The organism is Geobacter sp. AOG1, assembly GCF_019972315.1.
Lineage (GTDB): Bacteria > Desulfobacterota > Desulfuromonadia > Geobacterales > Geobacteraceae > Geomobilimonas.
Window position 1 is genome coordinate 3,654,862 of record NZ_BLIZ01000001.1, and the last position, 22,346, is coordinate 3,677,207.

The 22,346-nt window shown below is 58.1% G+C and carries 20 protein-coding genes; 1 reads left to right on the forward strand and 19 read right to left on the reverse strand.

All coding sequences use genetic code 11. From position 1 onward, the window contains the following. Positions 1-52: 52 nt before the first annotated feature. The 18 genes from LDN04_RS16685 to LDN04_RS16770 all read right to left on the reverse strand — a co-directional run bounded on the left by LDN04_RS16685 (position 53) and on the right by LDN04_RS16770 (position 17,550). Positions 53-1,315 (reverse strand): efflux RND transporter periplasmic adaptor subunit, encoded by a 1,263-nt coding sequence (locus LDN04_RS16685; protein ID WP_223913271.1) that lies wholly within the window; start codon positions 1,313-1,315, stop codon positions 53-55. Then, positions 1,312-2,610 carry a TolC family protein gene (locus LDN04_RS16690; protein ID WP_374045158.1) on the reverse strand — a complete coding sequence of 433 codons (1,299 nt, stop codon included), beginning with the start codon at positions 2,608-2,610 and terminating at the stop codon, positions 1,312-1,314. Before LDN04_RS16690 ends, LDN04_RS16685 begins: the two co-directional genes overlap by 4 nt. A gap of 123 nt (positions 2,611-2,733) precedes the next feature. Then, the gene (locus LDN04_RS16695) at positions 2,734-3,099 is read right to left on the reverse strand and encodes a hypothetical protein (protein WP_223913275.1); all 366 of its coding nucleotides are present in this window, start codon (positions 3,097-3,099) and stop codon (positions 2,734-2,736) included. A gap of 91 nt (positions 3,100-3,190) precedes the next feature. Further along, on the reverse strand, positions 3,191-4,822 hold the full coding sequence (locus LDN04_RS16700) for an alginate export family protein (protein WP_223913277.1): 1,632 nt from the start codon (positions 4,820-4,822) through the stop codon (positions 3,191-3,193). A 137-nt stretch (positions 4,823-4,959) separates the two neighbouring features. Further along, positions 4,960-5,715, reverse strand: a complete 756-nt coding sequence (locus LDN04_RS16705; RefSeq protein WP_223913279.1) for an energy-coupling factor ABC transporter ATP-binding protein — start codon at positions 5,713-5,715, stop codon at positions 4,960-4,962. Continuing rightward, positions 5,712-6,521, reverse strand: coding sequence for a cobalt ECF transporter T component CbiQ (cbiQ, locus tag LDN04_RS16710; protein ID WP_223913281.1), 810 nt, complete (start codon positions 6,519-6,521; stop codon positions 5,712-5,714). Before cbiQ ends, LDN04_RS16705 begins: the two co-directional genes overlap by 4 nt. Positions 6,522-6,598: 77 nt before the next feature. Beyond that, positions 6,599-7,645, reverse strand: a complete 1,047-nt coding sequence (locus tag LDN04_RS16715) for an energy-coupling factor ABC transporter permease (protein WP_223913283.1) — start codon at positions 7,643-7,645, stop codon at positions 6,599-6,601. 180 nt (positions 7,646-7,825) lie between these two features. Then, positions 7,826-8,470, reverse strand: a complete 645-nt coding sequence (locus LDN04_RS16720) for a metal-dependent transcriptional regulator (protein WP_223913285.1) — start codon at positions 8,468-8,470, stop codon at positions 7,826-7,828. Between the two features lie 84 nt (positions 8,471-8,554). Continuing rightward, positions 8,555-8,728 carry a hypothetical protein gene (locus LDN04_RS16725; protein WP_223913287.1) on the reverse strand — a complete coding sequence of 58 codons (174 nt, stop codon included), beginning with the start codon at positions 8,726-8,728 and terminating at the stop codon, positions 8,555-8,557. Between the two features lie 102 nt (positions 8,729-8,830). After that, a complete protein-coding gene (feoB, locus tag LDN04_RS16730) occupies positions 8,831-10,822 on the reverse strand; it encodes a ferrous iron transport protein B (RefSeq protein WP_223913289.1) in 1,992 nt (663 codons plus the stop codon). Positions 10,823-10,914: 92 nt separating this feature from the next. Continuing rightward, a complete protein-coding gene (locus tag LDN04_RS16735; RefSeq protein ID WP_223913291.1) occupies positions 10,915-11,346 on the reverse strand; it encodes a Fur family transcriptional regulator in 432 nt (143 codons plus the stop codon). Between the two features lie 490 nt (positions 11,347-11,836). Continuing rightward, entirely contained in the window at positions 11,837-12,250 is a 414-nt protein-coding gene (locus tag LDN04_RS16740; RefSeq protein WP_223913293.1) for a VOC family protein, read from the reverse strand. A 1-nt stretch (position 12,251) separates the two neighbouring features. After that, entirely contained in the window at positions 12,252-12,977 is a 726-nt protein-coding gene (locus LDN04_RS16745; protein WP_223913295.1) for a cytochrome c biogenesis CcdA family protein, read from the reverse strand. A 23-nt stretch (positions 12,978-13,000) separates the two neighbouring features. After that, positions 13,001-13,522 carry a TlpA disulfide reductase family protein gene (locus LDN04_RS16750; protein WP_223913297.1) on the reverse strand — a complete coding sequence of 174 codons (522 nt, stop codon included), beginning with the start codon at positions 13,520-13,522 and terminating at the stop codon, positions 13,001-13,003. Beyond that, a complete protein-coding gene (locus LDN04_RS16755; protein ID WP_223913299.1) occupies positions 13,519-14,886 on the reverse strand; it encodes a sigma-54 dependent transcriptional regulator in 1,368 nt (455 codons plus the stop codon). The genes LDN04_RS16750 and LDN04_RS16755 overlap by 4 nt, the downstream gene beginning before the upstream one ends. A gap of 101 nt (positions 14,887-14,987) precedes the next feature. After that, complete coding sequence (locus LDN04_RS16760) at positions 14,988-16,091, reverse strand: nitrogen regulation protein NR(II) (protein WP_223913301.1); 1,104 nt, start codon at positions 16,089-16,091, stop codon at positions 14,988-14,990. 89 nt (positions 16,092-16,180) lie between these two features. Continuing rightward, entirely contained in the window at positions 16,181-16,441 is a 261-nt protein-coding gene (locus LDN04_RS16765) for a hypothetical protein (protein WP_223913303.1), read from the reverse strand. 140 nt (positions 16,442-16,581) lie between these two features. Continuing rightward, positions 16,582-17,550 carry a polyprenyl synthetase family protein gene (locus tag LDN04_RS16770; RefSeq protein WP_223913305.1) on the reverse strand — a complete coding sequence of 323 codons (969 nt, stop codon included), beginning with the start codon at positions 17,548-17,550 and terminating at the stop codon, positions 16,582-16,584. 181 nt (positions 17,551-17,731) lie between these two features. On the opposite strand from LDN04_RS16770, the gene LDN04_RS16775 reads away from it, so the two are divergent. After that, a complete protein-coding gene (locus LDN04_RS16775; RefSeq protein ID WP_223913307.1) occupies positions 17,732-18,706 on the forward strand; it encodes a response regulator in 975 nt (324 codons plus the stop codon). A gap of 119 nt (positions 18,707-18,825) precedes the next feature. Here LDN04_RS16775 and LDN04_RS16780 read toward each other — a convergent pair whose 3' ends face one another. Beyond that, positions 18,826-22,290, reverse strand: coding sequence for a hypothetical protein (locus LDN04_RS16780; RefSeq protein ID WP_223913308.1), 3,465 nt, complete (start codon positions 22,288-22,290; stop codon positions 18,826-18,828). Between the last annotated feature and the right edge of the window lie 56 nt (positions 22,291-22,346).

Here is a 22,346-nt window from a genome sequence, read left to right on the forward strand (position 1 = left end):
TCAGGGTTCAGGAAAAAAGGTGCTGCAGTTTCCCGGTCCCTGGTCCCCGATTTCAGTGGCCATGCTCGTCAACCACTTCGCCCTTCTTCAGTTCCGATTTGAGGATGAACGCGCCCTTGACCGCGTAACGCTCTCCCTCTTTCAGTCCGGAAACGATCTCGACCATGCCGCCTGCCGTCCGGCCCGCCTGAACCTGGCGTGCCGCGAATTCAGCTTCATGTTCCGCGACGAAGACCACCTTTTTGCCATCCAGGTCCTGCAGGGCATCCTCAGGGACCGCCACCACCGGCGGCGCATTGGCCGCCAGCACCAGTTCGACGGTGGCGAACATCTCCGGCTTCAGTTTGCGACCCGGGTTTGCTACCTCGATCCGTGCCTTGACCGTGCGGGTGGCCTCGTCAACCAGGTCGGCGATGTAGGTTATACGCCCCTTCAGCTTCATGTCGGGAAAGGCGCCAACGGTGACGATTGCCCCCTGCCCCTTGTGCACCTTGGCCAGGTCTTTCTCGTTGATATCCACCAGCACCCAGACCGAGGAGAGATCGGCCACGGTATAAAGGCTCCTGGAGGGGTCGGAGAGTTCCCCGACGATGGCATGCTTCTCGGTGATGATGCCACCGATGGGAGAACGGACCGGCAGGAGCAGCCTTTTGTGGTTGTCTCCCGTAAGGTCGGAACTGGAGACGCCATACAGGGAGAGGCGCTCTTCGTCAGTATGCAGTTCGGCCTGGGCGGTCTTGAAATCGGTCTCCGCCTGGAGGATATCCTTGCGGGCAGCGATCTTTTTCTCCACCAGGCCTTTGATCCGATCCATGTTGGACTGGGCCAGGGCGAGCTTGGTCTTCGACTGACGGTAGCGATTGAGGGCTTCACCAAGCTCCACACTGTCCAGGGTGGCCAGGGCCTGCCCGGCGGCAACACTGTCACCAAGTGAGACCCTGACGGCGACGATCTTGCCGGAAATACGCGGCGACACATGGGCGATCCGGTCGGCATTGGCCTCAACCTTGCCGGTGGCGCTGACACTGCCCGCGAGCCGTTGCTTTTTCGCCGCGGCGACGACCACACCGTTCTCCTTCTGCACCGCGGCGGTCATCTTGACGCTGCCCGCCTCGCCGTGCTCGTCATGCCCTTCTTCCTCTTTCTTGTGCTCCTTGCCCTCTTCATGGCCGCCGGCCTTTTCTTCCTTGTGGCCGGCCTCAGTATGCCCGGCATGTTCTTCGCCCCCCTTTTCGTCATGGTGGGAACGGTAGTACAGGCCACCGCCAAGGGCCAAAGCCAGAATGAGTCCGATGATGATTGCTTTTTTGTTCACTGCGCACCTCCGGTGAGTTCCGTTGCCACTGCCGCTTCGAGTTTCACGAGCGCCGTCCGGCGGTCATGCAGCGCCGTCAGGTAACCTTCGCTGACTTCGAAGAATTTCTTCTGTTCCTGAATGACTGCCAGGATACCGACCTCGCCGAGGCGGTAGGCTTCCTGGGTCAATTGCAGGTTTTCCTCCAGTTGGGGAATAATGGTTGCCTTGTACAGGGAAAGGACTTTTTCACTGTTCTGATAGCGGGCATAGGCCGTTTCAACGTCCCGTTCGACATTCCTCGTGGCGGCCAGCAGGCGGTTTTCGGTGCTGCTCCGTCTGGTCCGGGCCTCCTGAACGCCTGCCTGGTTGCGATCGAAGAGAGGAAGCGGCAATGACAGCCGGATGCCGAGCAGGTTGTCACGGACCTTCTCTTCCCCCACGCCAGTTGCGTCGGCTCTTCGTTCGTGGGAGTAGAAGAGCCCGGCCGTGAGGTTGGGGACCCCCTCGGCCCGGGCCAGGGTGATGTCCGCTTCGCCCCTGCTTTTTTCGGTCTCCAGCGCCTTGAGATCCGGCCGACTCTCCCCTGCAAGTCGCTTCAGATCGAGCAGCGACGTTGCCATGGGTACGTCGGCATCTAGATTGCCGGCTAGCGCGGGGGATTCCCCTGCCGGAAGTCCCATGAGAGTCGAGAGTCTTGCCTGGCTTTGATTCAGTGCTCTGGCAGCAGCAATTCTGGAACCTTCGCTTCGTGCCAGTTCAACCTTGACCAGGTTCATTTCCAGTTCCGGGATATCCCCCGCCGTCAGGCGCTCCCTGGTCACCTCCAGGAGCTGACGGTTGAGATCGATGGCCCGGTCCGCCAGGTCGGTCCGTTTTTGTGCCAGGATGGCATCATGGAATGCAGCCTTCACCTCTTCGCGGAGCACCCGCTCCCGGTCGACCAGCTGCCAGCGATATATCTCCAGGTCGCGTGCTGCTATGGTCAGGCGCTTATCCCGTTTTCCCGCCAGGGGAAATTCCTGCGAAATCCCGATGGACAGGTTGTTCTCGTCCCTGCTGCCGCTCAGGGCACCCGTACCCGCCTCCAACTCTAGCGTTGGATTCGGCAAGAGTCCCGCTCTGACCTTGCCGGCATCACGGATACCCTTTTCCTCGCGAAACGCGTTGAGGTCGCCGTTATTTTGCAGTGAAAGCTCGATCACCCGGGGGAGTGACAGCGCTTGTTCCTCTCCCCGCACCGGTGTTGACGATAGAATACATACGATTCCTGGCACCAGGAGCAAGGCTCCCCGTGCGAATACAGTTGTTCCCAAAGGAATAACCTCCGTTATTCGATTTTGAATGATGAAAGGTACGGCAGTTGTGGTCGCACCAGGACGGAGTTGTCCCTGGATCAGGACGGACTACTCCCGGCGTGGCGTTTCAGGCGTGGCGTTTCAGGCGTGTAGTTGGGGGGGGATAAACTTGGGGAGATAGACTTCCGGAAAACGGAAAAACGAGTCGAGAGGGACAAGGGAGGAAACATGGGGAGCGTGGACGGAGAAGCCGAAACTGCTGGTCAAGGGAAGATTGCAGCTGCAGTAACAGGAGGAATCACAGTCGCTGTGGCCGGAATTCTCACCGGCAGGGCAGGAGGGGCAGTGGTCATCTGCTCCGACCAAGGAGCAGGAGGATTTTCCCGCGTCATGCCCCCAGCATCGTTCGGTCGCATGGGTTTCCCGGCACAGTCCGGCCACGCTGGCGGCGATGACGACTGCCAGGAGAAGGAGTGTGACGAACTTGTGCAGGAGAGAATGCGCCATGGGTTAAACGGGCCTTTTGCTGAAAGTTACGGAAGGATACCCTGACCGTCGAATTTTTGTCAATCATCAAAAAGATTACGGTACTCCCGCCTTACCCCTTACTTCCCTTGGTACGTAATTTGGGCTTTGCGTGGGACAGGTTGAACTGAAGCATGACGTAGCCGTAGTCGACGTCTTTGTCGTTCCCGGTGGCGTCGCGGAAGAAACCTCCGGTGAAGAAGCGATCGTAGCCCGCTATGACCGAGATGTTGTCGCTCATGGAGTAGGTGAGGGTGAAGTCGGCCTCCACCCCCAGGTTCTTGCTGAAGCCCGGTTCCACGTAGCTGGCGTGGAAGTAGCGGCCGGTGGTTGAAAAGTTCATCTCCTTGGTGATGTCGATCCCCCATCCGAGGGTATGGATCCGCAGGCCGCTGGCATGGTGGTTTCCCACGTCGATGCCCGAAAGGGTGCCGATCACATTCATGTCGCCGGTAAGGGAAGTGTCGGTGTTGGGGTTGCTGAACTCGCGCCGGAAGGAGCCGCCGGTGGCCGCTTCACCGGCTCCGGAACCGATTGCGTAGCTTACGAAAAGGTGGTTGTGATATCCCCACAGCGTGGTGTCGAAAGACATGTCCGCATGACCGCCGTAAGCGGTAATGTTCTCATTCCCGCCCGTGGCAGGATTGAAGAGGCGTCCCGTCTGGAAGACCGGCTCCACTTCCAGCGACACCGGGCCAAACGTCGCCGTTCCCCTCACCCCCCAAGTATTCCGGTGCTCGCCCGCGTGGTGCTCCCCGGAGCCGGTGTCGCGCAGGGCGTAGGCTTCCAGGGCGTTCCCCTCGGTGAAGGTCCAGGTCCCGTAGCCACCGACCAGATCACCCTTCACCCCGTCGGAGAAGGGGGTGGCGTACCAGCCGCCAAAGAGGTCGATGGTCAGTGGCTTGAGCGGAGCGAGTCGCACCCGGAGCGCGTCAAAGCTGAGCCCGTTGTAGAACGAGTCGTTCCCCAGGACAAAGGCACTGCCGTACACAAATTCCTGGCGCCCCGCCTTGAGGGAGTACCCTTCTGTTTTCGGCCAGTGGACCTCGGCGAACCCCTGGTAGAGAGAAACCTTGCCGGAGTACTGACTGCCGCCGCTGAAACCGTACCCCTGTCCCTCCGCATGGATATCCAGCCAGTCGGTCGGATGCCAGTAGGCGTAGGGCTTAACCCGGTAAAGAAAGCGCCCCTCGCCATGGCCCGGATTGTAGCTGAAATCAGTCAACCGAAAGTTACCAACCCCTTCACCCCGGAGAAAGCCGTTAATCCCTAGCTTGTACACAAATTCCGGCAGCTCCGGCTTGGCGAGCATGCTCTCGATTGCCTCCCGCCGCGTGGCGTACCCCTCCTGCTGGGCCAGCTCGTCCTTCAACGCCTCGCGCAGGGCCGCGATCCGGTCCAGGTCCTCCTGGGGCACCGTATCTCTTCCCTCCCGCCCGCACTTTTCCTGCACCTTGACGATGACGGCGAGCAGACATGCCGCGGCTTCTCCCCGCGGGCACGGCTTTCCGCTAATCACCACCGAATCGGGGAGCTTGCGGTCGGCACCATATTTCTGCGCCAGGGCAGCGATTTCCCGGCAGGCGGAATCGTCGGCGGACGGCTGCGAGGATGATGGCGGTGGTATGAAATCTTCAGCGAAACTATGGAAAGGTGGGACAAGAAAGGTCAGACAAAGGACAGCGGCAAGCAGCAGATGGTGCATGGGCAATCTCCATGAGAACGTGCATGACGAATAAATGCGCAAAAGCGTTTGTTGATAATAGATATCAAAATCATCCTTGTCAACGCATTTTTTACTCGCTGCCACGCTTGCATTACGCCGTCACGGTCGAGCTCTGATTACCCCTTACCTCTGCACACCGGGCAGCCTTGCATCGACAACGGCTTCTCCAGCCGGCATTGGGCAAGGAGTTCGTCATTGCGGAAAATCTCCAGGGCGGGGCCGTCGGCCCGGACCTCTCCCTCGTGGAGAATAATGACCCTGCTGCAGAGTTCGAGTACCATGTCCAGGTCATGACTGGTGAATATCCTGGTATGGCTGAAATCCTTGAGAAGCGCCATGAGCTGGCGCCGGGCATGGGGGTCAAGCCCGTCCGTCGGCTCGTCCATGACGAGAATGTCGGGGGACATGGAGAGCACCGTGGCGATGGCCACCCGTTTCTTCTCTCCCCCCGAAAGGTTGTAGGGAGGCTTGTCCTGCAAGTGTCCGGCCCCGACCTTTTCGAGGGCCTCCTTCACCCGCTGTTCCACCTCCATTCCGGGCAGGCCCAGATTGAGCGGACCAAACGCCACATCGTCATAGACCGTCGGCATGAAGAGTTGGTCGTCCGGGTCCTGGAACACCATCCCCACCGTTCGCCGGATTTCGGGAAGGGTGGCCTTGGTCAGGGGATAATCGCCGATGCGGATTTCTCCCGCCGTGGGAGAGAGAAAGCCGTTCAGGTGGAGCAACAACGTCGATTTACCCGCGCCGTTGGCGCCGATGATCGCCACCGACTCGCCATGGGTAATGCGGAAAGAAACGTCCCGCAGGGCAACGGTGCCATCGGGATAAACGTGGCGGAGATTCCTGACTTCAACGATATGATGGCTCATGGAGATATTCCCGTTACGAGCGACCCCACCAGCTGTGACAGGTTCAGGAATCGCAGGATGATGAAGAGTGCGGACCAGCCGAAGAGGAAGAGCATTTCCCTGCTGCCGAATTCGGTATCTTTTCGCGTGTGGAATTCGCCGGTGAACCCCCGTGCCAGCATGGCCATGTGGATCCGCTCGGCCCGTTGCCACGTACGGAGCAGAAGGTGCCCCACAAGGGAGCCGAAGATCCCCGGTTGCATCTTCTTTCCGAATGCACGGAGTTTTCGCGCCCGCTCCATCCGTGACCCCTCATCGGTGAGGACAAATATATAGCGGTAGAGGAAGAGGAGCTGCACGGCGAAGACCCGGGGCATGCCGATCCGTTCCAGGGCCAGACATACTCCGGGGAAGCCGGTCACCCCCACGAGCACAATCGCCGCCCCGACCGTGAGGATCGAGCGCATGACGATGGAAGCAAATGAGAGCCAGCCGCCGGTGATGCCGAGCGATCCGATCTGGACAAGCACCTCACGGTCGAAGATCGGGTTGAATATCCCCACGACCAGGGCAAAGGGGCAGAGAAGGGCTATTTTCTTGATGATGTAGGAGACCGGAAGATTTCCGAGCGCAACCATCGCCACGGGGAAGAGGAGAAAGGGGACGAGCGCGGTCACCTCGTATTTCCCGAATGAGACCACTGTCACGACAAATACGAGAGTCGCCAGAACCTTTGCCCGCGGGTCGAGGCGATGGATCGCCGTATCCCCGGTGGCCAACCGGTCAAGCCTTTTGAAATCGAGGAGTGCCCCGTCAATGGATGCCATGGTGGTCTTTCATAAAACGAGGGAGAAGCAACGCCCCTCCCCCCGTTTCCCGCAATGGGGTACTACCCATCCCGCCGTCAAACAGCCTGTTGCCGTTTTTTGAGGAGAAACCCGATCAGGAGGGCGAGCGCCAGGGTTACGAGCGCACCGATGACCCCGGAGACGCTGGTACCAAGCCTGCTCCCTTCCGCGTTTTTCCGCTGACCGGCAGGCTGCGTCTCGTCCTTTCCCGTTTCTCCGGGCTTCTTGAAGGAATAATCCGGGAGCACTGCCGTCTTCTGCTGCACCTCCGCCAACGTTCCGAGAAGCCCCTGCGCGGGAGCCCTCAGCTCCTCTTTGCCGGTCACTTTGGCAATGGCCCATTCCAGGCCGTCGGGGTCTTTCGAGGCAAACCAGGAGACGAAACCTCCGGTCAGTACGGCAATAGCCAGGAAAGCGAGCAGGACCCCACGAACCGGACGGCTGCCGGTGGATCGCGCCTCGGGAGAAAACTGAATGAGTTCCGGCCGGGCCTTGTACACGAACGAGGCGACTGCCGCGGTCACAAATCCTTCGACAACGCCGATGGCAAGGTGAATCGGCTGCATCATGACGACAAACGTGGAGAACGGCAACGACGATAGTCCCGACGTGACGGTTTCAAGAACCACGCCGAACGCCCCGAGTTGCAAGCCGATTACCGCAGCAACGATCGCGGCCATGGTCATGCGGGACCGGGTCTGTTGTGCCCCGATCAGTCGCCTGTAGACAAAGGGATAGGCGATGAACGCCGGGAAAAATCCGAGGTTGAAGATGTTGCACCCCAGTGCCAGCAGACCGCCGTCGGCAAAAAAGAGCGCCTGAATCACCAGAACCGATGCGAGGGTAAGGAAGGCGGCATAGGGGCCGAGGAGAATGGAAAGGAGGAGTCCACCACCCAGGTGACCGCTGGAACCGGTCGCCGGGATGCTGAAATTGATCATCTGTGCGGCAAAGATGAACGCGCCGAGCACCCCCATAAGCGGCACCTTGCTGTCATCGAGGTCAGTCCGGACTTTTCTTGCACAGTAGGCAATGGTTCCGGCCGAGACCGCCCACATGGTTCCCCCCACGGCGGGGGACAACAGCGCGTCTGCCATGTGCATGGTCGATTACTCCTTGACGGTAGGGACCGGATATGCCACAGCCAGCCCCCTGGTGTTACAAAACAGGAAAAGGTAACACCTCGTTGGTAGCATTCCACCATGTGTATGTCAATAACTTATTTCTCAACCGTGCCGAAGCTCTAACGAGGCGAACCTTCCCATTCTAATGGGCTACCCCTCCTACCTTCTGACAAATATCTCCCGCGCCATGGCGGTATCGATGGCAAATTCGGAGAAGCCGACCCGGAAGATATAGGACGGGAAACTCTGCATGAGAAGGATCCGGTTGCCAGGGAGGACCCCCATGGCCATCAGTTTCTGCATCTTCTTGCTGTCTTCGGTGAGGATGTAGGCGATCTCCCCCTCTTCCCCCGATTTAAGCTCCGTCAAAGGCACCACCCCCAGGTCGCCGTTCTGCCGTGCCTCCGCACAACAGTCGCCGGGAGGGATTGCCTTGCCGTGGGGACAAGTGGTGGGGTGGTTGAGCATGGTGCAGACCTTGGCGTCCACCCCTTCATTCAGCAGGTGCTCGAACTGGCACGCCTTGTCCTCGGCGGTCTCCCCCCGGATGTTGAGAACATCCATCATCAGTCGTTCCGCCAGGCGGTGGCGACGGATGGTCTTGCGCCCCTCCTCCTTCCCCTCGGAACGGAAATAGACCCGCCCCTCCCTCACCTCGATGAATGCCAGACCGGTCAATTCCCGGTAGGCCGGGTCATCGGCCGCCACACTGATCCGCTCCTGCTCCTCAAAACCGCGCCCCTCCTCCTCAACCGCGATCCAGAGCGCCTCCAGTATCTCTTCTGCTTTATCGGACAGTTTCATGCTTCATTGTCTCCTTTTAGGAAAATATATAGATTGGTAAAGATCCCCGCGATTGCCCGGTTATGGGCAAACACAAGGTTGCCCCTACGATGTCCTTCCGAATACTTTTTTCAGCTTTTTCACCATCGCCGGTTCGACAGGATTCTCATAAAAACACTTCGGACAGCGGATCGACCGGCACGGCTTGCCGCACTTGCCGCACCCCTTGATCCCCTCCTCTTCAGTATACTCATGTCCGCAAAAACCGCACCGTATCATTATAACCTCCGGGACTCGTAGTCCGTGACCCGTAATCCGTAATTCGTTACAAATCCTGGTCCCTGGTCCCGAGTTCCGGATTCCGGATTCCGGCTTCTCGCTTCACAAAAGCCCCGTCACCAACAAGAACTTGTTGAGCAGCCAACCGCTCCCGAAGGCGAGTCCGCTGACGAACAGGCCGATTCCCATGGCCACTTTCATCCCCCGCTCCTTCTTCATGATAAGGAACTGGGCGACACAAGGAATGAAGAGGGTGAGGGTCACAGCGGCCACCGTCAGTTGGCGCGGATCGAGGATCCCCTTGGTCTGCAGGTCGTAGAGCCCTGCCGCGCCGTAATCCCGGCGGAAAAACCCGAAGATGAAGGCAACCGCCACCTCCTTGGGAAGCCCCATGACCGCCATAACCGGACTCAGTGCCTCCACCGCCACCTCGAAGAAGTGGGTTATCTTGCCGACCCAGAGAAGCACCGAGGCGAGGATGAAGAGCGGCAGAATCTCCATGAAGTACCACTGCATCCGGGTATAGGTCTTGGTCAGAATATTAGAGAGCTGAGGGAGCCGCATGGGTGGCAGCTCCATGTAGAACATGGGGGTCTCCCCCGGCATGATCCGGGCCGCCAGAAACCCGATTATAAGGAAAATCAGGAGAAGACAGGCCCCCCAGACAAGGAGCGCGCCCGGCGCCTTGGAAAGGAGCGCCAGGATGACCCCGAGCTGGGCGGAACAGGGGATGGCCAGTGCCAGGAGCAGGGTGGCGATGACCCGCTCCCGTACCGTCTCCAGGGTACGGGTTACCATGGTTGCCATGGTGTCACAGCCGAAGCCGAGCACCATGGGGATGACCGCCCGTCCCGTAAGGCCGATCTTCTTGAATATCCGATCCACCAGAAGCGCCAGGCGGGGGAAGTACCCGCTGTCCTCCAGGATGGAGAAGAAGAGGAAGAAGGTCGCCACGATGGGGAGGATGATCCCCACCGCATAGCGGAGCCCGAGGGTTATGATGCCGTATTCCCCGACGAACAGCTCCTGGATCACCTCCCACGGGATAACGGCCTTGGTGAGGTTGGTTATCCAAGGGTTGAAATGATCCTCGAACAGCCCCTTTTCCAGAAAGTCCACCAGGGTCCCGGCACCGAAATCGCCGACAAACTTGTAGAGACCAAAGTAGAGGACCACCAGCAAGAGCGGTACCCCCGTCAGGGGACGGACCGCCCAGCGTGAGAGCCTCTCGTTGAAGGTCACACGCCGCTGGGCGGGAAACCGGAATACATCAGCCAGAAGTCCCGTGACGATCCCCTTCCGTTCCATGGAGAGATCCATGTGGAAGGATTCCCGCCGTTCGAAACACTTCTCCTTCACCTGGCTGGCGATGGCCGTGTACCCCTCACCTTCCCGCTCCTTCACCAGTGCGGTCACTTCGTCGTCCCGCTGAAGGAGGAGCAGGGCCAGGGATTTGCGGGAAATGGGGTAACTTCCGTGAATGAGAGTTGTCACGCTGTCGATATCCGCTTCCAGCCGTCGGCTGTAGCCGAACACTGCATGGGTTTTCCCCGTGTAGGTCGCGATGGCGCGGCGGATTTCCGCCAGTCCCCGTTTCTTGGCGGTGGCTGCGCCGATCACCGGAATGCCGAGTTTTTCCTGCAACAGCGGAATGTCGATGGTGAGCCCCATCCGCTCCGCCTCGTCCATGATGTTCACCACCAGCACCACCGGCAGTTGGGCGTCGATGAGCTGGAGCGTCATGGTCAGCATCCGTTCCAGGTTGCGGGCATCGAGGACATGGACCACCACGTCGGGCGACTCATTGAGGAGTATCTCCCGGGCCACCCGCTCCTCCTCCGTAATGGGGAGAATGGAGTACATCCCCGGTGTATCCATGATCTGGAACTGTTCGCCGTCGATGGTCGCCGAACCGCGGGAAACCTCCACCGACGTGCCGGGATAGTTGGAAACCGTCACATAGGCACCGGTCAGGGCGTTGAAAAGAACACTCTTCCCCACGTTAGGATTCCCCACCAGCACCACCTTCCTGGCGTGGGAGGGGGCATCGTTGTGGGGAGTGTGACAACTCGCTTTCTTCTTGAAAAATGCCATTTACGGTACAACCTTTCTGTGCTGCTTCAGTTGATGTTTATGAAAATCACTTTCATTACCATGGTAAAAATTTTTCGCCTAGCTTACACGTCTCATTTTCTGCACTTGGGACATAGGCCGTACAGTTCCATCTTATGGGTCTCGATGAGGAATCCATGGGACTTGGCCACCTCGTCCTGCAGCTTCTCGATGACCGGATTTTCGAACTCCACAATGGTACCACAGCGGGTGCAGACCAGGTGGTCGTGATGCTCTCCCTCGTTCACATGCTCGTAGCGGGTCTGACCGTCGCCGAACTGGATCTCCCGGGCAAGCCCCGCCTCGGCGAAGAGCTTGAGGGTACGATAGACCGTGGCGTAACCGATGTTGGGATGCTTGGCCCGGACCTTCAGGTAGAGCTCCTCGATGCTCATATGCCGGTCCGAGGCAAGAAAAAACTCGAGGATGGTGTCGCGCTGGCGGGTGGACTTGAGGCCCTTCCGGGCGATAAAATCGCTGAACAATTTCTTCTTGACCCGTTTCACGTACCCTCCTTAGTTGAAAGTGATTTTCATATTAATTACACTTCCGGGAGTTGTCAATAGATTTTTTCATGACCCGGGGTTGCGTCCGGATTTATGGCAGATTTGACCGGCTTGATTGAGCAAAACCACAGGCGTAGCACCCTACGTCGAGGATTTTGCGATTGAAAGCCGGGCAAAGATGCCGTGAAGACGGAATGCAAGGGTCGGAGCCCTTTGCAAATAAGCCCATAATGGAAATAATTTTACTTGTATATACTTTTTTGAATGTATGTTAGGATGACGTCCGGAGGTGTAACCATGAAAGACTTGCTGTTGATGCTCGGCTTCGTGGCATTCTGGATCGTGCTGCAGAAGTACATACTCCCCCGCTTCGGGGTTCCCACCTGAATGGCCGATTCTTGCACTCCCGAGGATCGGGGGAAGAAAAAAATCGAGAAGTGATGGAAACGGGCAACCGGCTCTAGAACCGGTTGCCCGCAATTTCTACGTTTCACCGCATTGACGGCTCCTCCAGTACCAGGAGGTAGCCGTCGGGGTCGAAACACCACAGCTCCTTCATCCCATAAGGTTTCTCCTCCAGGGGGTAGAGGATCGTGATATCCTCCTCCATGACGGCGTCGAAAATATCCTCGATTTCGTTCACCCTTATATGGAGGGTCATTCCCACACCCTTCGGGTACTCTGCCAGTCGCTCAGCCAGGACCGGGTGGGCTCGCCCCACCGCCTCTTCATCCACAAAGATCAGTTCCAGACCGTCTTGCCGCAACATGAGATGTTCAGGCGCCCCCCGGGAGGTCAGCGCCCTCTCGACGGGGAGTTCCAGGATACCGGCATAGAATGCCTCCGTCGTACCGAGATCGGCCACAGCAAGCTGGATGGAGATCTTCGCCGGCACGGCCCCCATGCTACTCCCCGAACCAGATGGTCGTGTAGCGGCTCAGCACCGTCAGATAATTGGTGAAGACCATCACCCCGACGATGATGAGAAAGACCCCGGTGACGATTTCGAAAATGCGGATGTATTTCTTGAAGCGGTTGAAAACGACGAGAAACTGGTGCATGGCCAGCGCGGCCAGGAAGAAGGGGATGGCAAGCCCCATGGAGTAGGTGAGCAGCAGCGCAATACCATGCAGCACGGTTTCCTCGGCCGCGGCCACCATGAGTATGGAAGCGAGAATCGGGCCTATGCAGGGAGTCCAGCCGGCGGCGAAGGCAAGCCCCACGAGAAAGCTCCCCACGTAGCCGACCGGCTTGCGGTGCACAGCGATGCGCTTCTCGCCGAGGAGAAACTTGATAGGGAAAAGGCCGGTAAGGTGAACGCCGAACAGTACGATGAGTAGCCCGCCGATCCGGCGGATTGCCGTCATGTGTTCCTGCATCAGGCCGCCGATGAAGGTGGCGGAGGCACCGAGCAGGACGAAGACAACCGTGAAGCCTGCGATGAAGAGAAGGGTGTGGATGATGGTCTGCTGACGGACCTTGTGGGTCGGATGCTCCGCCTGCAGGTCGGCAAAGGAGAGGCCGGTTATGTAAGTGATGAAGGAGGGGATGAGGGGGAGGACGCAGGGGGAAAGGAAGGACAGAATTCCCGCCACGAAAGCCCCCAGATACGTTATGTTGCTTGCTTCCATAACCAGAATCCCTTCCGCAGGAACTAATTCGCTGTCAGCCCTTCCAGATAACGGATCACCTCAGGATTGCCCCAATCCATGGGGCCGATGACTTTTTTCAGTATAACACCCTTCGTATCGATGACAAAGGTTTCCGGCACCCCCGTAGTGCCGTACATCCTGCCGACAGCGCGGTCTGTATCCAACAGGGCCGGCAGGGTACTCCCCGATTCCTTGAAATAGGCCTCGACGGCCCCCTTTCCCCCTTCGTCTATGGAAACGGCGAGCATCCGGAACGGTTTGCCCGCCATGGCCCGGTTCAGCTTCACCATGGAAGGGACCTCTTCCCGGCAGGGGGGACACCAGGTGGCCCAGAAGTTGAGAAGCACCACGTTCCCCCGCAGGGAGGAAAGGCGGGTCTCCTGTCCATTCAGGTCACGGAGGGTGAAATCCGGCGCCGGGCTCCCTTCCTGTACCTTGACCACCGGCGCTTCTTTCTGTTCCTTGGAACAGCCAGCCAGGGCAACCAGTACACACAACATCGACCAGAGTATGAAATTCCTCATCGTTTTCGCTCCTGTGGGGGGGTTATGGCATACTTTTCCATCCGGTAGATCAAGGTGTGTCGTGGTATCCGCAGGAAGCGGGCCGCCTGGGTCTGGTTCCAGTCGTTTCGTTCCAGAGCTTCGACGACGACTTCCCGCTCCAGTTGCTCCAGAGGATACCCATCAGGGGGGAGGTTGACAACCTTGCTCCCTCCGCCGACCGCCCCATCGCGCATCTTTTCCGGCAGGTCCGCCAACCCGATGACATCACCACTGCGCATGATCAGAAGCCGCTCCACCGTATTCTCCAACTCCCGGACATTGCCGGGCCAATGGTAACCGGCCAGAATCTCCAGGACTTCCGGCGGGAAGATAATATCTTTGCCACCATGCTTGGCCGCAAAGTGGCGGACCAGGACCGGTATATCCTCGCGGCGTTCCCGTAGCGGCGGCAGGTGAAGCGGGATCACGGCCAGCCGGTAGTAGAGGTCCTCGCGGAAGGTCCCGCCGGCAATCGCCTCATCCAGATCGGCATTCGTGGCGGCGATCACCCGCACATCCAGCTTCTGGGGAGACGTACCGCCGACCGGCATTACCTCCCGCTCCTGGAGCGCCCGGAGAAGCTTCGGCTGCAAATCAAGGGGGAGTTCCCCCACCTCGTCAAGGAACAGGGTGCCACCGCCGGCTGCCTGGAACCTGCCGGTCCTGTCCCGTACGGCACCGGTAAAGGCACCCCGGACGTGCCCGAACAACTCGCTTTCCAGGAGATCGCGGGGGATTGCAGCACAATTGATCGCCACGAACGGTGCGGTGCGACGGCCGCTCTGCAGATGGATCGACCGGGCTACGAGTTCCTTGCCGGTTCCCGATTCGCCGGTGAGAAGTACCGTCGCTTCGGTGTCGGCAACCTTGCGAACCACGACAAAGACCTGCTCCATCACACGGGAGATGCCAACAATGTGGCGGAAATCGGTCTGTTCGGCCAACTCCTCTTTCAGGCGCCGGTTCTCCTGGGAGAGCCCCCGCAGCTTCAGGGCGTTGCGCACCAGAAGCTTCAGCTCATCCCGGTTGAACGGCTTGGTGATGTAGTCATAGGCCCCGCCCTTCATCGCCTCCACCGCCGTCTCGACGGCGCCAAAGGCGGTAATGACGATGACCGGCGTCTCCGCTGACTGGGCCTTTACTGCGGCCAGCACTTCAAAGCCGCTCATCCCGGGCATTTTCAGGTCGGTAATCACCAACTCTGGCTGCGCTTCGGCAAACAGGGCCATCCCGGCCGTCCCATCAGCGGCAGTGAGAACCGCGTACCCTTCCTCCTGGAGATTGTATTCCAGCACCCGTCGCAGAGAGGTGTCGTCGTCAATAACAAGAATTGTCGGTGGCATCGGTCTCCTGACCAGTAGATATACTACCGGGAATCAGTGTGTGCTGCAGATTGGACGCGCTTGTTAATTCACAATTCAACATTCATAATTCAAAATTGCAGTTAAAGCGGTAATCGAACGGTGAACGTCGTCCCCTTCCCCACGTCACTCGTTACATCGATGGTTCCACCGTGACTCTCGACGATCTTCTGGGCGATGGCCAGCCCCAGTCCGGTCCCCCCTTCCTTGGTGGTAAAAAAGGGTTCGAATATCCGCGCCATCTGTGCCGATGCTATTCCCGCGCCGGTATCGGCAAAGGAGATTTCAATCCCGGCCGGTGCCCCTTCCCCCACCGGACGCAACACGGAGCGGATGGTCATATCTCCTCCCCGGCCGGTCGCCTGGATACCGTTCAACGCCAGGTTGAGAAAGACCTGGCGCAGCTTTTCCCTGTCTCCTCTCACCGGCGGCAGGTCCGCCAGGTCCAGACGCAACCGTACTCCCCGTGAAGCCGCCTCACCAGCCAGAAGGGACTGCACTTCCCGCAGCTCCGACGACAGGTCGCAGGTTTCCCGCTCCGCAGCAACCGGCCGGGCAAGGCCGAGGAAATCCTCCACCACTCGATTGAGCCGATCAGTCTCCTTGAAAAGAATCTCCAGGAATTCGTACTTCCGGTCCCCGGGACGGTAATCATCGCGGAGGATCTCGGCGGTCCCCCGGATGGAGCCAAGCGGGTTGCGGATCTCGTGGGCAAGAACCGCTGAAAGCTCGCCAAGCGCAGAAAGCCGCTCCGCACGACGCAGCTGTTCTTCGATACCGATAATCATGTCCGCCTGGCGCTGCAGCTTCCGATAGGACTCTTCCAACCCCCGGGCCGTCTCTTCCAGTTGCAGGCGCCGGGTTTCCTCCTGCTGACAGAGGAAACCGGTAATACCGCCAACCACGTTGTAGAGGAGTATTTCCAGGAATTTCTCCAGTTCGAGGGACGAATGGTGCCCCCACTGGAACAGGACGTGGGGGATATAGAGCAAGCTCACCACCAGAGATGAAATGAGGCCGCCCCGCAGGCCAAACCAGAAGGCCGCCAGGATGATCGGCAGATAGTAGAGCCTCTGGAAGATGTCGTGGAGCATGGGACGCTGGAGGGGGGTCAGATAGTGGAGCAGGCTTATTCCCACCACGGCGACCACCAGGAGCATAAGGCGCAGCAGGTCAGTTCGCTTCATGGGGACACTTTAAGTCCAGTATCAGGATGAATGCAAGGGATTTTTCCGGGGGGACGAGCGGCATAGCCGTCCGCGAGGAGTGTGCCGTTTCAGATACGGGAACTGCGACTGCGGCGGGGAATTCCCGCGTATTCCTGCAGAATCTTGCGTGAGCAGACAGCGAGGGGGAGGAGACGCTCGTGCTGGGCAAGTACCTCTTCCAGGGAAGAGCCGTCATTGATGATGACATCGTCATCACCGAAGTAGGTCCTGGCAAAATGCCGCCCGTCGGTGCGACAATAGACCATGATCTCGTAGCGGTCACCCTGGAGCTCGATTTCCGTCCTGTGTACGAGCTTTTCGTCGGTCATTGGCAAGCCCCATCACAATGTAATAATTATTAACGACAATACATTGTGAGCAATTTCTGCGCCAACAGCTTTATCGAGATAACACCCTGATTTGCATAAGAGTTCAATTATGGAACACTGTTATTTAACGGAAGGGACTGCTATTTAGCGCGGGTCACTACGTAGTCTGCAAGACTTTGGAGGGCAGTTTTGCCGGGGGAAGCGGCGAAGGTGCTGAGGTGGGTCTTGGCCCGTTCGATGTACTCCCGTGCCTTCCCCATCGCGTAGTCGATACCGCCATAGGTATTAACAAGGTCGAACACCGCATGGAAGTCCTCTGCGGCAAGGGACTCCTTGTCGACGATGTCGCCGATCTGCTCACGTTCAGCCGGTGTGCAGCGCAACAGGGTGTGGATCAGCGGAAGGGTGATCTTCCCTTCCTCCAGATCGTGGCCAATGCTTTTGCCGAACTCGTCTTCATTGGCCACATAATCCAGGGTGTCATCCATGAGTTGGAATGCTATGCCCAGGTCCATGCCGAAATCACGCAGGGAGGCTTCCTGCTCGGGAGTGGCGCCGCCGATAATGGCACCGGCATGGCAGGCTGCAGAGAGAAGGATAGCGGTCTTGCAGCGAACCACTTCCACATAGCGCTCTTCCGTCATCTCGAGATCGCTCGTTGAAACCAGCTGGAGCACCTCTCCCTCAGCGATGAGGGTGGTGGCATTGGAAAGGACACCGAGAACCCGCAGGTCGCCATCGGCAACCATAAGGGAAAAGGATTTGGAAAAGAGGAAATCCCCCACCAGGACGGATGCCTCATTCCCCCAGAGGGTATTGGCTGAGGCAATTCCCCGGCGGAGGTTGGCATTGTCCACAACGTCGTCGTGGAGCAGGGTCGCTGTATGGATAAATTCGACAACGCTTGCCAGCGGCACATGGCGTTCGCCGTGATAACCGCAGAGCTTGGCAGCGAGAAGCAGGAGGGCAGGACGTATGCGCTTGCCGCCGCTGGACACGACATATTCCGCGACCTTGCGAATAAGCGGCACATTGGACTGCAGGTCCTTCTTGAACTGCAGTTCCACGTTTTTTAGGTCTTCCCCGATCAGGGCAAGCGCTGCTTCCATCAATGGACCTCGACTCGAAATGGGGCAATAGTATAGGAATACCGGCGTTTTTGTCAAAGCTTTTCTGGCCGCGAACGGTGCCGCAACGCTTTGTACGGGGAGAGACGCATTTGCCGTTGATTTTAAGCCGTTCTTCATCTACCATCAGCTGGCAAATCACGACAATTAAGAGGAGCGGGCCATGACCCAGACGTTATCCCCCCACATTCTGGTGGTCGACGATTCGGAAGCAATCCTGAACATGCTTTCCCGGCTGCTTGAAGGGAAGGGATTCCGGATAAGCTGCGCGACGTCCGGCGAGGAAGCCCTCAAACTGTTCCACGACGAAACGTTCGACCTCGTCCTGACCGACATCATTCTGCCAGGGATGAGTGGCCTCATCCTCCTCAAGCTGATCAAAGAGATAAACCCGGAAACGGACGTGGTGATCATCAGCGGCAACGCCTCCACCTTCACCGCCATAAAGGCGCTCCGTCTCGGTGCTTACGACTACATCGTCAAACCGATCGACGACGACGCGATTCTTTTCAACGTGGTGGACCGGACCCTGGAGAAACAGGCCCTCAGCCAGGAAAACCGGCGGCTCATCAGCGACCTGTCGACGAAGAACCGGGAACTGGAAGCGGCAGTGGAAATGATGAAGACCGTCAACCGGGTCTGTGCCCTGATCGCATCCACCCTGGAAATCGGCGACATCCTCCGCATGCTCGTGGAAAGCGCTGTTGAGCAACTGAAAGCCAAGAAAGGGTATCTGCTCCTCCTCGACAAGGGGGGAACCACCTTCGGGATGAAGGTCTGCGTCGGCATCGACCACAACCTGGCCAAGCGCTTCGTGTTGCGCCACGACCAGGGGATAAGCGGGCTCGTGGCATCCAACGACAAACCGCTCCGCATCGATACGGATGTGCCGGCGGCCCTTACCCATCGGCTCCTGGAGGAGGACTTCAGCGGCGACCTGTTCAGCACGCCGGGCATCCTGTCGATCCCTCTCCGGGTCAAGGACCGGGTGGCGGGGGTGGTCAACGTTTCCGGCCGCCATGACGGCACCACCTTTACCGACGCCGAAGTGGAATTCATGACCACCCTGGCCACCCACGCCGCCATCGCCCTCGACAACGCCGGGTTGATCTACAAGCTGAAGCGCAACGGCAACTAGGCTTCCCGCTCTTTCTCCCCTTTGCCACATGAAAAAACGGGTCGATGCATTACGCATCGACCCGTTTTTCGTCGTCAAACACAATTTACCGCAAACCTTTCAAACAGATTCATCTGCGCTTACGGAGCTACCACCCGTGTATTGTACTCCTGCCGGTAACTGTTGTGATCAGCATCCGTAGGATAAGCCTCCGGCGCAGGGGGCGGATAATCGCTCATGGCATGGAACGGCAGTGGATCGACATACTTATAATCTTTGAAATCCTTGTAATAAAGGTCAGCTTTGAGAATAAAGCCCCTTGTCATACCAGTTGGTGGCGGGGGAATCGCCGGAAAGAGCAGCTTGAGTTTGTCCGCATAGTTCATGATGACATACTTGTCATCCCTTTGTGTCAGCAACGCTCCCACATCACCGTACCGGGTGAAATTGCCATAGCCGAAAAAGTCGGGATTGGTGGGGAGGCTCGTATCACCTGCTGCCATGCGGCTTAGCACCGTAGGAATAGACAGAATCGAATTCCCACCGAATTGCAGATCTGCGGAAGTCGCCTGCAACTCCTGCACTGTCACGCTTACAGGCGCGGAGTCATCCATTCTGATCCGGTCGAACACCCATACCTGGGCTTTCTTGATCCCCAGATGAAGCCTGATGCGATGATCGGAACTCAGGAACTTGTTGGACATATCGACAACCATCGTCTTCAGGTCGCCCATCGGCATGCCGAGTGTCTTGACCTTGACCCAGACGCCACTCTCGTCCACGACTTCGACATAAGGTTGAATCTGAATAGTCGACTTATAAATCCTTGAATTTATGTCCTGCCAACCATCTATCACCAGTTTCGCGTTTTCCGGATGCTGAATCGTACCGAAATCAATAGTATAAAAATTATCGGGGTCATCAGGAGACATCGGGGCCGGATTGTTGTCCACGGACAGCACAGATGGCAGAATGTCGTTGCCATACTTGTCAGTTGCCGTTAGCGGCAGAACCGGATTCTTGATGGTGTAAATACTGAACGGATCCGCATAACCGTAGTAGTAGGTGTTCTCCGCTCCCGATGACACGATCTGGTACCCGCGGGGGTAATCGACAACCAGTAATTTGGCCTCATCCAGCAAGGTCGCCTCCGGCAGGGATTCCCAAATGTTTACCCGGTAATTTCGACTTGCATCAGGGACAAGGTCCCCAAGAACTATGTAGGACGGCTGGTAGAGATTGACATATCTGCCCGGTTTCCAGATCTGTGATATTGCCGGCCCTTGCAGATCTGTTTCATATTTAAACTCGGTTCCATTCCAGGCATATACCAAGGGACAGCTGCTTTTCGGGCATGAGTTGTCGCAATTGCAGTCCCAGGTATTGACATCGCTGAACGAGCCGTTTGCTGAGTATGCCGATTCCAGGGCGGGGTCAACCGCATCCCGGGCTTTGACGCGCCAATACCAACTGCTTGCCCCAAGGGAAGGTGTAGTCCAGTTTGTGGCCGATATCCAGACTGACTGCTGCAAGTTTAAACTGCTGAAATCGGGGGATGTATCCACCTGGACATAATACTCCACCGCGTGTCCATCTGGAGCGGTTACCGCATTCCACTGCAACGTATGCGCATATGCCGTCGTACAGCTCGTGCTCAAGCCGGATTGGGGAATCAGAACCGGCGCGATCGGCGGAAGCGGATCTGTTGATATGGTGAAGCTGTTGGGGGTTGACGGATTGGAGACCGCTGTAGTGTGGACACTGTCGCGGGCCTTCACCCGCCAGTACCAGGTGCCCGGTGCAACAGACTGGGTCCAGTTCACTGCCGATTGCCACGAAGACTGGTAGGCAATTGCCGCGAAATCCGCAGAGTTGCTCACCTCAACGTAATACTCCATCGCATCGCCATCGGTCGGCACGACGGCATTCCATTGGAAGGGCACACTCACATTTGTGCCGCTGTAGTAATTTGGTTGAGCTATGAGCGTCGGCGCCACCGGCGGCGCATAGGTAACCGCGAAAATGCCGGTCCCGGACGGGTTGGAAACCGTCGTGGTATGGACACTGTCGCGGGACCGCACCCGCCAGTACCAGGTGCCTGTCGGCAAGATTTGCGTCCAGCTTGTGCCTGCCTGCCATGCAGAACTGTAAGTGGGTCCAGGTACCGGAGAGAAACTCGCGTTAGCACTCACTTCCGCAAGATATTCGCACAAATCACCATCAGGAGAAGTTACCGAACTCCACTGGAAAGCAATGCTCCTGTTGGTGCCGCTGGTATAGGAGGTCGGCGGCTGGACAACGAGCGTGGGAGCCGCAGGTGGTACAAGTACAATGCTGAAGCTATTGAACGCCGAGGGGCTCGACACTGCACTGGTATGGACGCTGTCATGGGCTGTGACTCGCCAGTACCAGGTACCTATCGGCAGGGATTGCGTCCAGGTCGTGCCAGCCTGCCAGGAAGACTGATACACTATGGTGGTGAACAAAGAGGAACTGCTCACTTCTACCAGATAGTGAATCGGATCGCCATCCGTTGACGCGACAACATTCCACTGGAACGTCTTGCTGATGCTCCCGCCACTGCTATTGGAATTAGTCTGGGGAATCAGCGTCGGAGCGGCAGGCGGCGCATAGGTAATACTGAAGGTGTCTGCGATCGACGGCACAGATTGCGCCGTGATGTCGTAACTGTCACGTGCCGCCACCCGCCAGTACCACGTACCTATCGGCAGGGACTGGGTCCAGGTAACGATGGGCGCTGTCAACCAGCCTGAATTATAGCTGATTATCGAGAAGTCCGGAGTGCCACTCACTTCGACGTAATACTGAGTCGCTGACCCGCTCGGGCAGGTCACGGCGTTCCATTGCAGAGTGATGTTTTTGCTGCCCCCGGTGCTGGTTGCGTTTGCCTGGTGAACCGTCGTCGGAGCAGGCGGGGGTGTCGCGACTGCCCAGTTGGTAACCGTATTCCAGCTCTGATCGGTACCGTTACCGGTATTGTTTTCGTGACAAGTTACCGAATAGGAGGCATTACACGCCGGACCTCCCGGATAGTCACACCAGCCGCTTCCACCATACACTCCGGGGATGCGACCGCTCCCGTACCCGCCAATATCCCCGTAGGAACTTGAAGTAAAGGCATTGCGGTTCAACGAGGTACGCCCTTTGTGGACACCGTCCAGGCAATTGGTCACCATCAGGCGCGGCAGGACCGAATCGTCGTGGGGGCTGTGGCACTTGGAGCAAGTGTAGCTGTGTTGATTCGTCCCGTTGGCCGTCTTCCAACCTTTCACCGCTTCATGTATCCTGTCCTTGCTCTTCCAGGCATGGTTGCTTCCGTTTGTAAGGGCGGGTTTACTGTGGCAAGCCAGACAGAGTCCGGCAGACAGTGAGGTGTCGTTCATGGCCAGGCCCGAAACCTGTCCATTGGCAACTGCTGCGCCAAAAGTGTTCTGGTCCAAGTGGTAAGGCAAGCCGGTCCCTCCGGACGCAAACATGTCGTAACTGTTCGCCGGTGCCGTATCCTCCTTATAAGGGGAGGTGAGCCAGGTTCCCTTCAACAGGGGCACCGCATACTGCTGGTTGGCTCCCAGGGTCGGGCTCACTCCGTGGGGGTCATGGCAGGGGGTGCACAGCCCGTCGATGGACCCCATGGGGGTGC

Bases quoted from the DNA above. Each gene is read 5' to 3' on its own strand.
- LDN04_RS16775 (WP_223913307.1), top strand. From the start codon at position 17,732: ATGACCCAGACGTTATCCCCCCACATTCTGGTGGTCGACGATTCGGAA.
- LDN04_RS16745 (WP_223913295.1), bottom strand. From the start codon at position 12,977: ATGGAAGCAAGCAACATAACGTATCTGGGGGCTTTCGTGGCGGGAATT.
- LDN04_RS16770 (WP_223913305.1), bottom strand. From the start codon at position 17,550: ATGGAAGCAGCGCTTGCCCTGATCGGGGAAGACCTAAAAAACGTGGAA.
- LDN04_RS16740 (WP_223913293.1), bottom strand. From the start codon at position 12,250: ATGGGGGCCGTGCCGGCGAAGATCTCCATCCAGCTTGCTGTGGCCGAT.
- LDN04_RS16755 (WP_223913299.1), bottom strand. From the start codon at position 14,886: ATGCCACCGACAATTCTTGTTATTGACGACGACACCTCTCTGCGACGG.
- LDN04_RS16720 (WP_223913285.1), bottom strand. From the start codon at position 8,470: ATGAAACTGTCCGATAAAGCAGAAGAGATACTGGAGGCGCTCTGGATC.
- LDN04_RS16760 (WP_223913301.1), bottom strand. From the start codon at position 16,091: ATGAAGCGAACTGACCTGCTGCGCCTTATGCTCCTGGTGGTCGCCGTG.
- LDN04_RS16695 (WP_223913275.1), bottom strand. From the start codon at position 3,099: ATGGCGCATTCTCTCCTGCACAAGTTCGTCACACTCCTTCTCCTGGCA.
- LDN04_RS16700 (WP_223913277.1), bottom strand. From the start codon at position 4,822: ATGCACCATCTGCTGCTTGCCGCTGTCCTTTGTCTGACCTTTCTTGTC.
- LDN04_RS16725 (WP_223913287.1), bottom strand. From the start codon at position 8,728: ATGATACGGTGCGGTTTTTGCGGACATGAGTATACTGAAGAGGAGGGG.
- LDN04_RS16715 (WP_223913283.1), bottom strand. From the start codon at position 7,645: ATGCACATGGCAGACGCGCTGTTGTCCCCCGCCGTGGGGGGAACCATG.
- LDN04_RS16705 (WP_223913279.1), bottom strand. From the start codon at position 5,715: ATGAGCCATCATATCGTTGAAGTCAGGAATCTCCGCCACGTTTATCCC.
- feoB (WP_223913289.1), bottom strand. From the start codon at position 10,822: ATGGCATTTTTCAAGAAGAAAGCGAGTTGTCACACTCCCCACAACGAT.
- LDN04_RS16765 (WP_223913303.1), bottom strand. From the start codon at position 16,441: ATGACCGACGAAAAGCTCGTACACAGGACGGAAATCGAGCTCCAGGGT.
- LDN04_RS16750 (WP_223913297.1), bottom strand. From the start codon at position 13,522: ATGAGGAATTTCATACTCTGGTCGATGTTGTGTGTACTGGTTGCCCTG.
- cbiQ (WP_223913281.1), bottom strand. From the start codon at position 6,521: ATGGCATCCATTGACGGGGCACTCCTCGATTTCAAAAGGCTTGACCGG.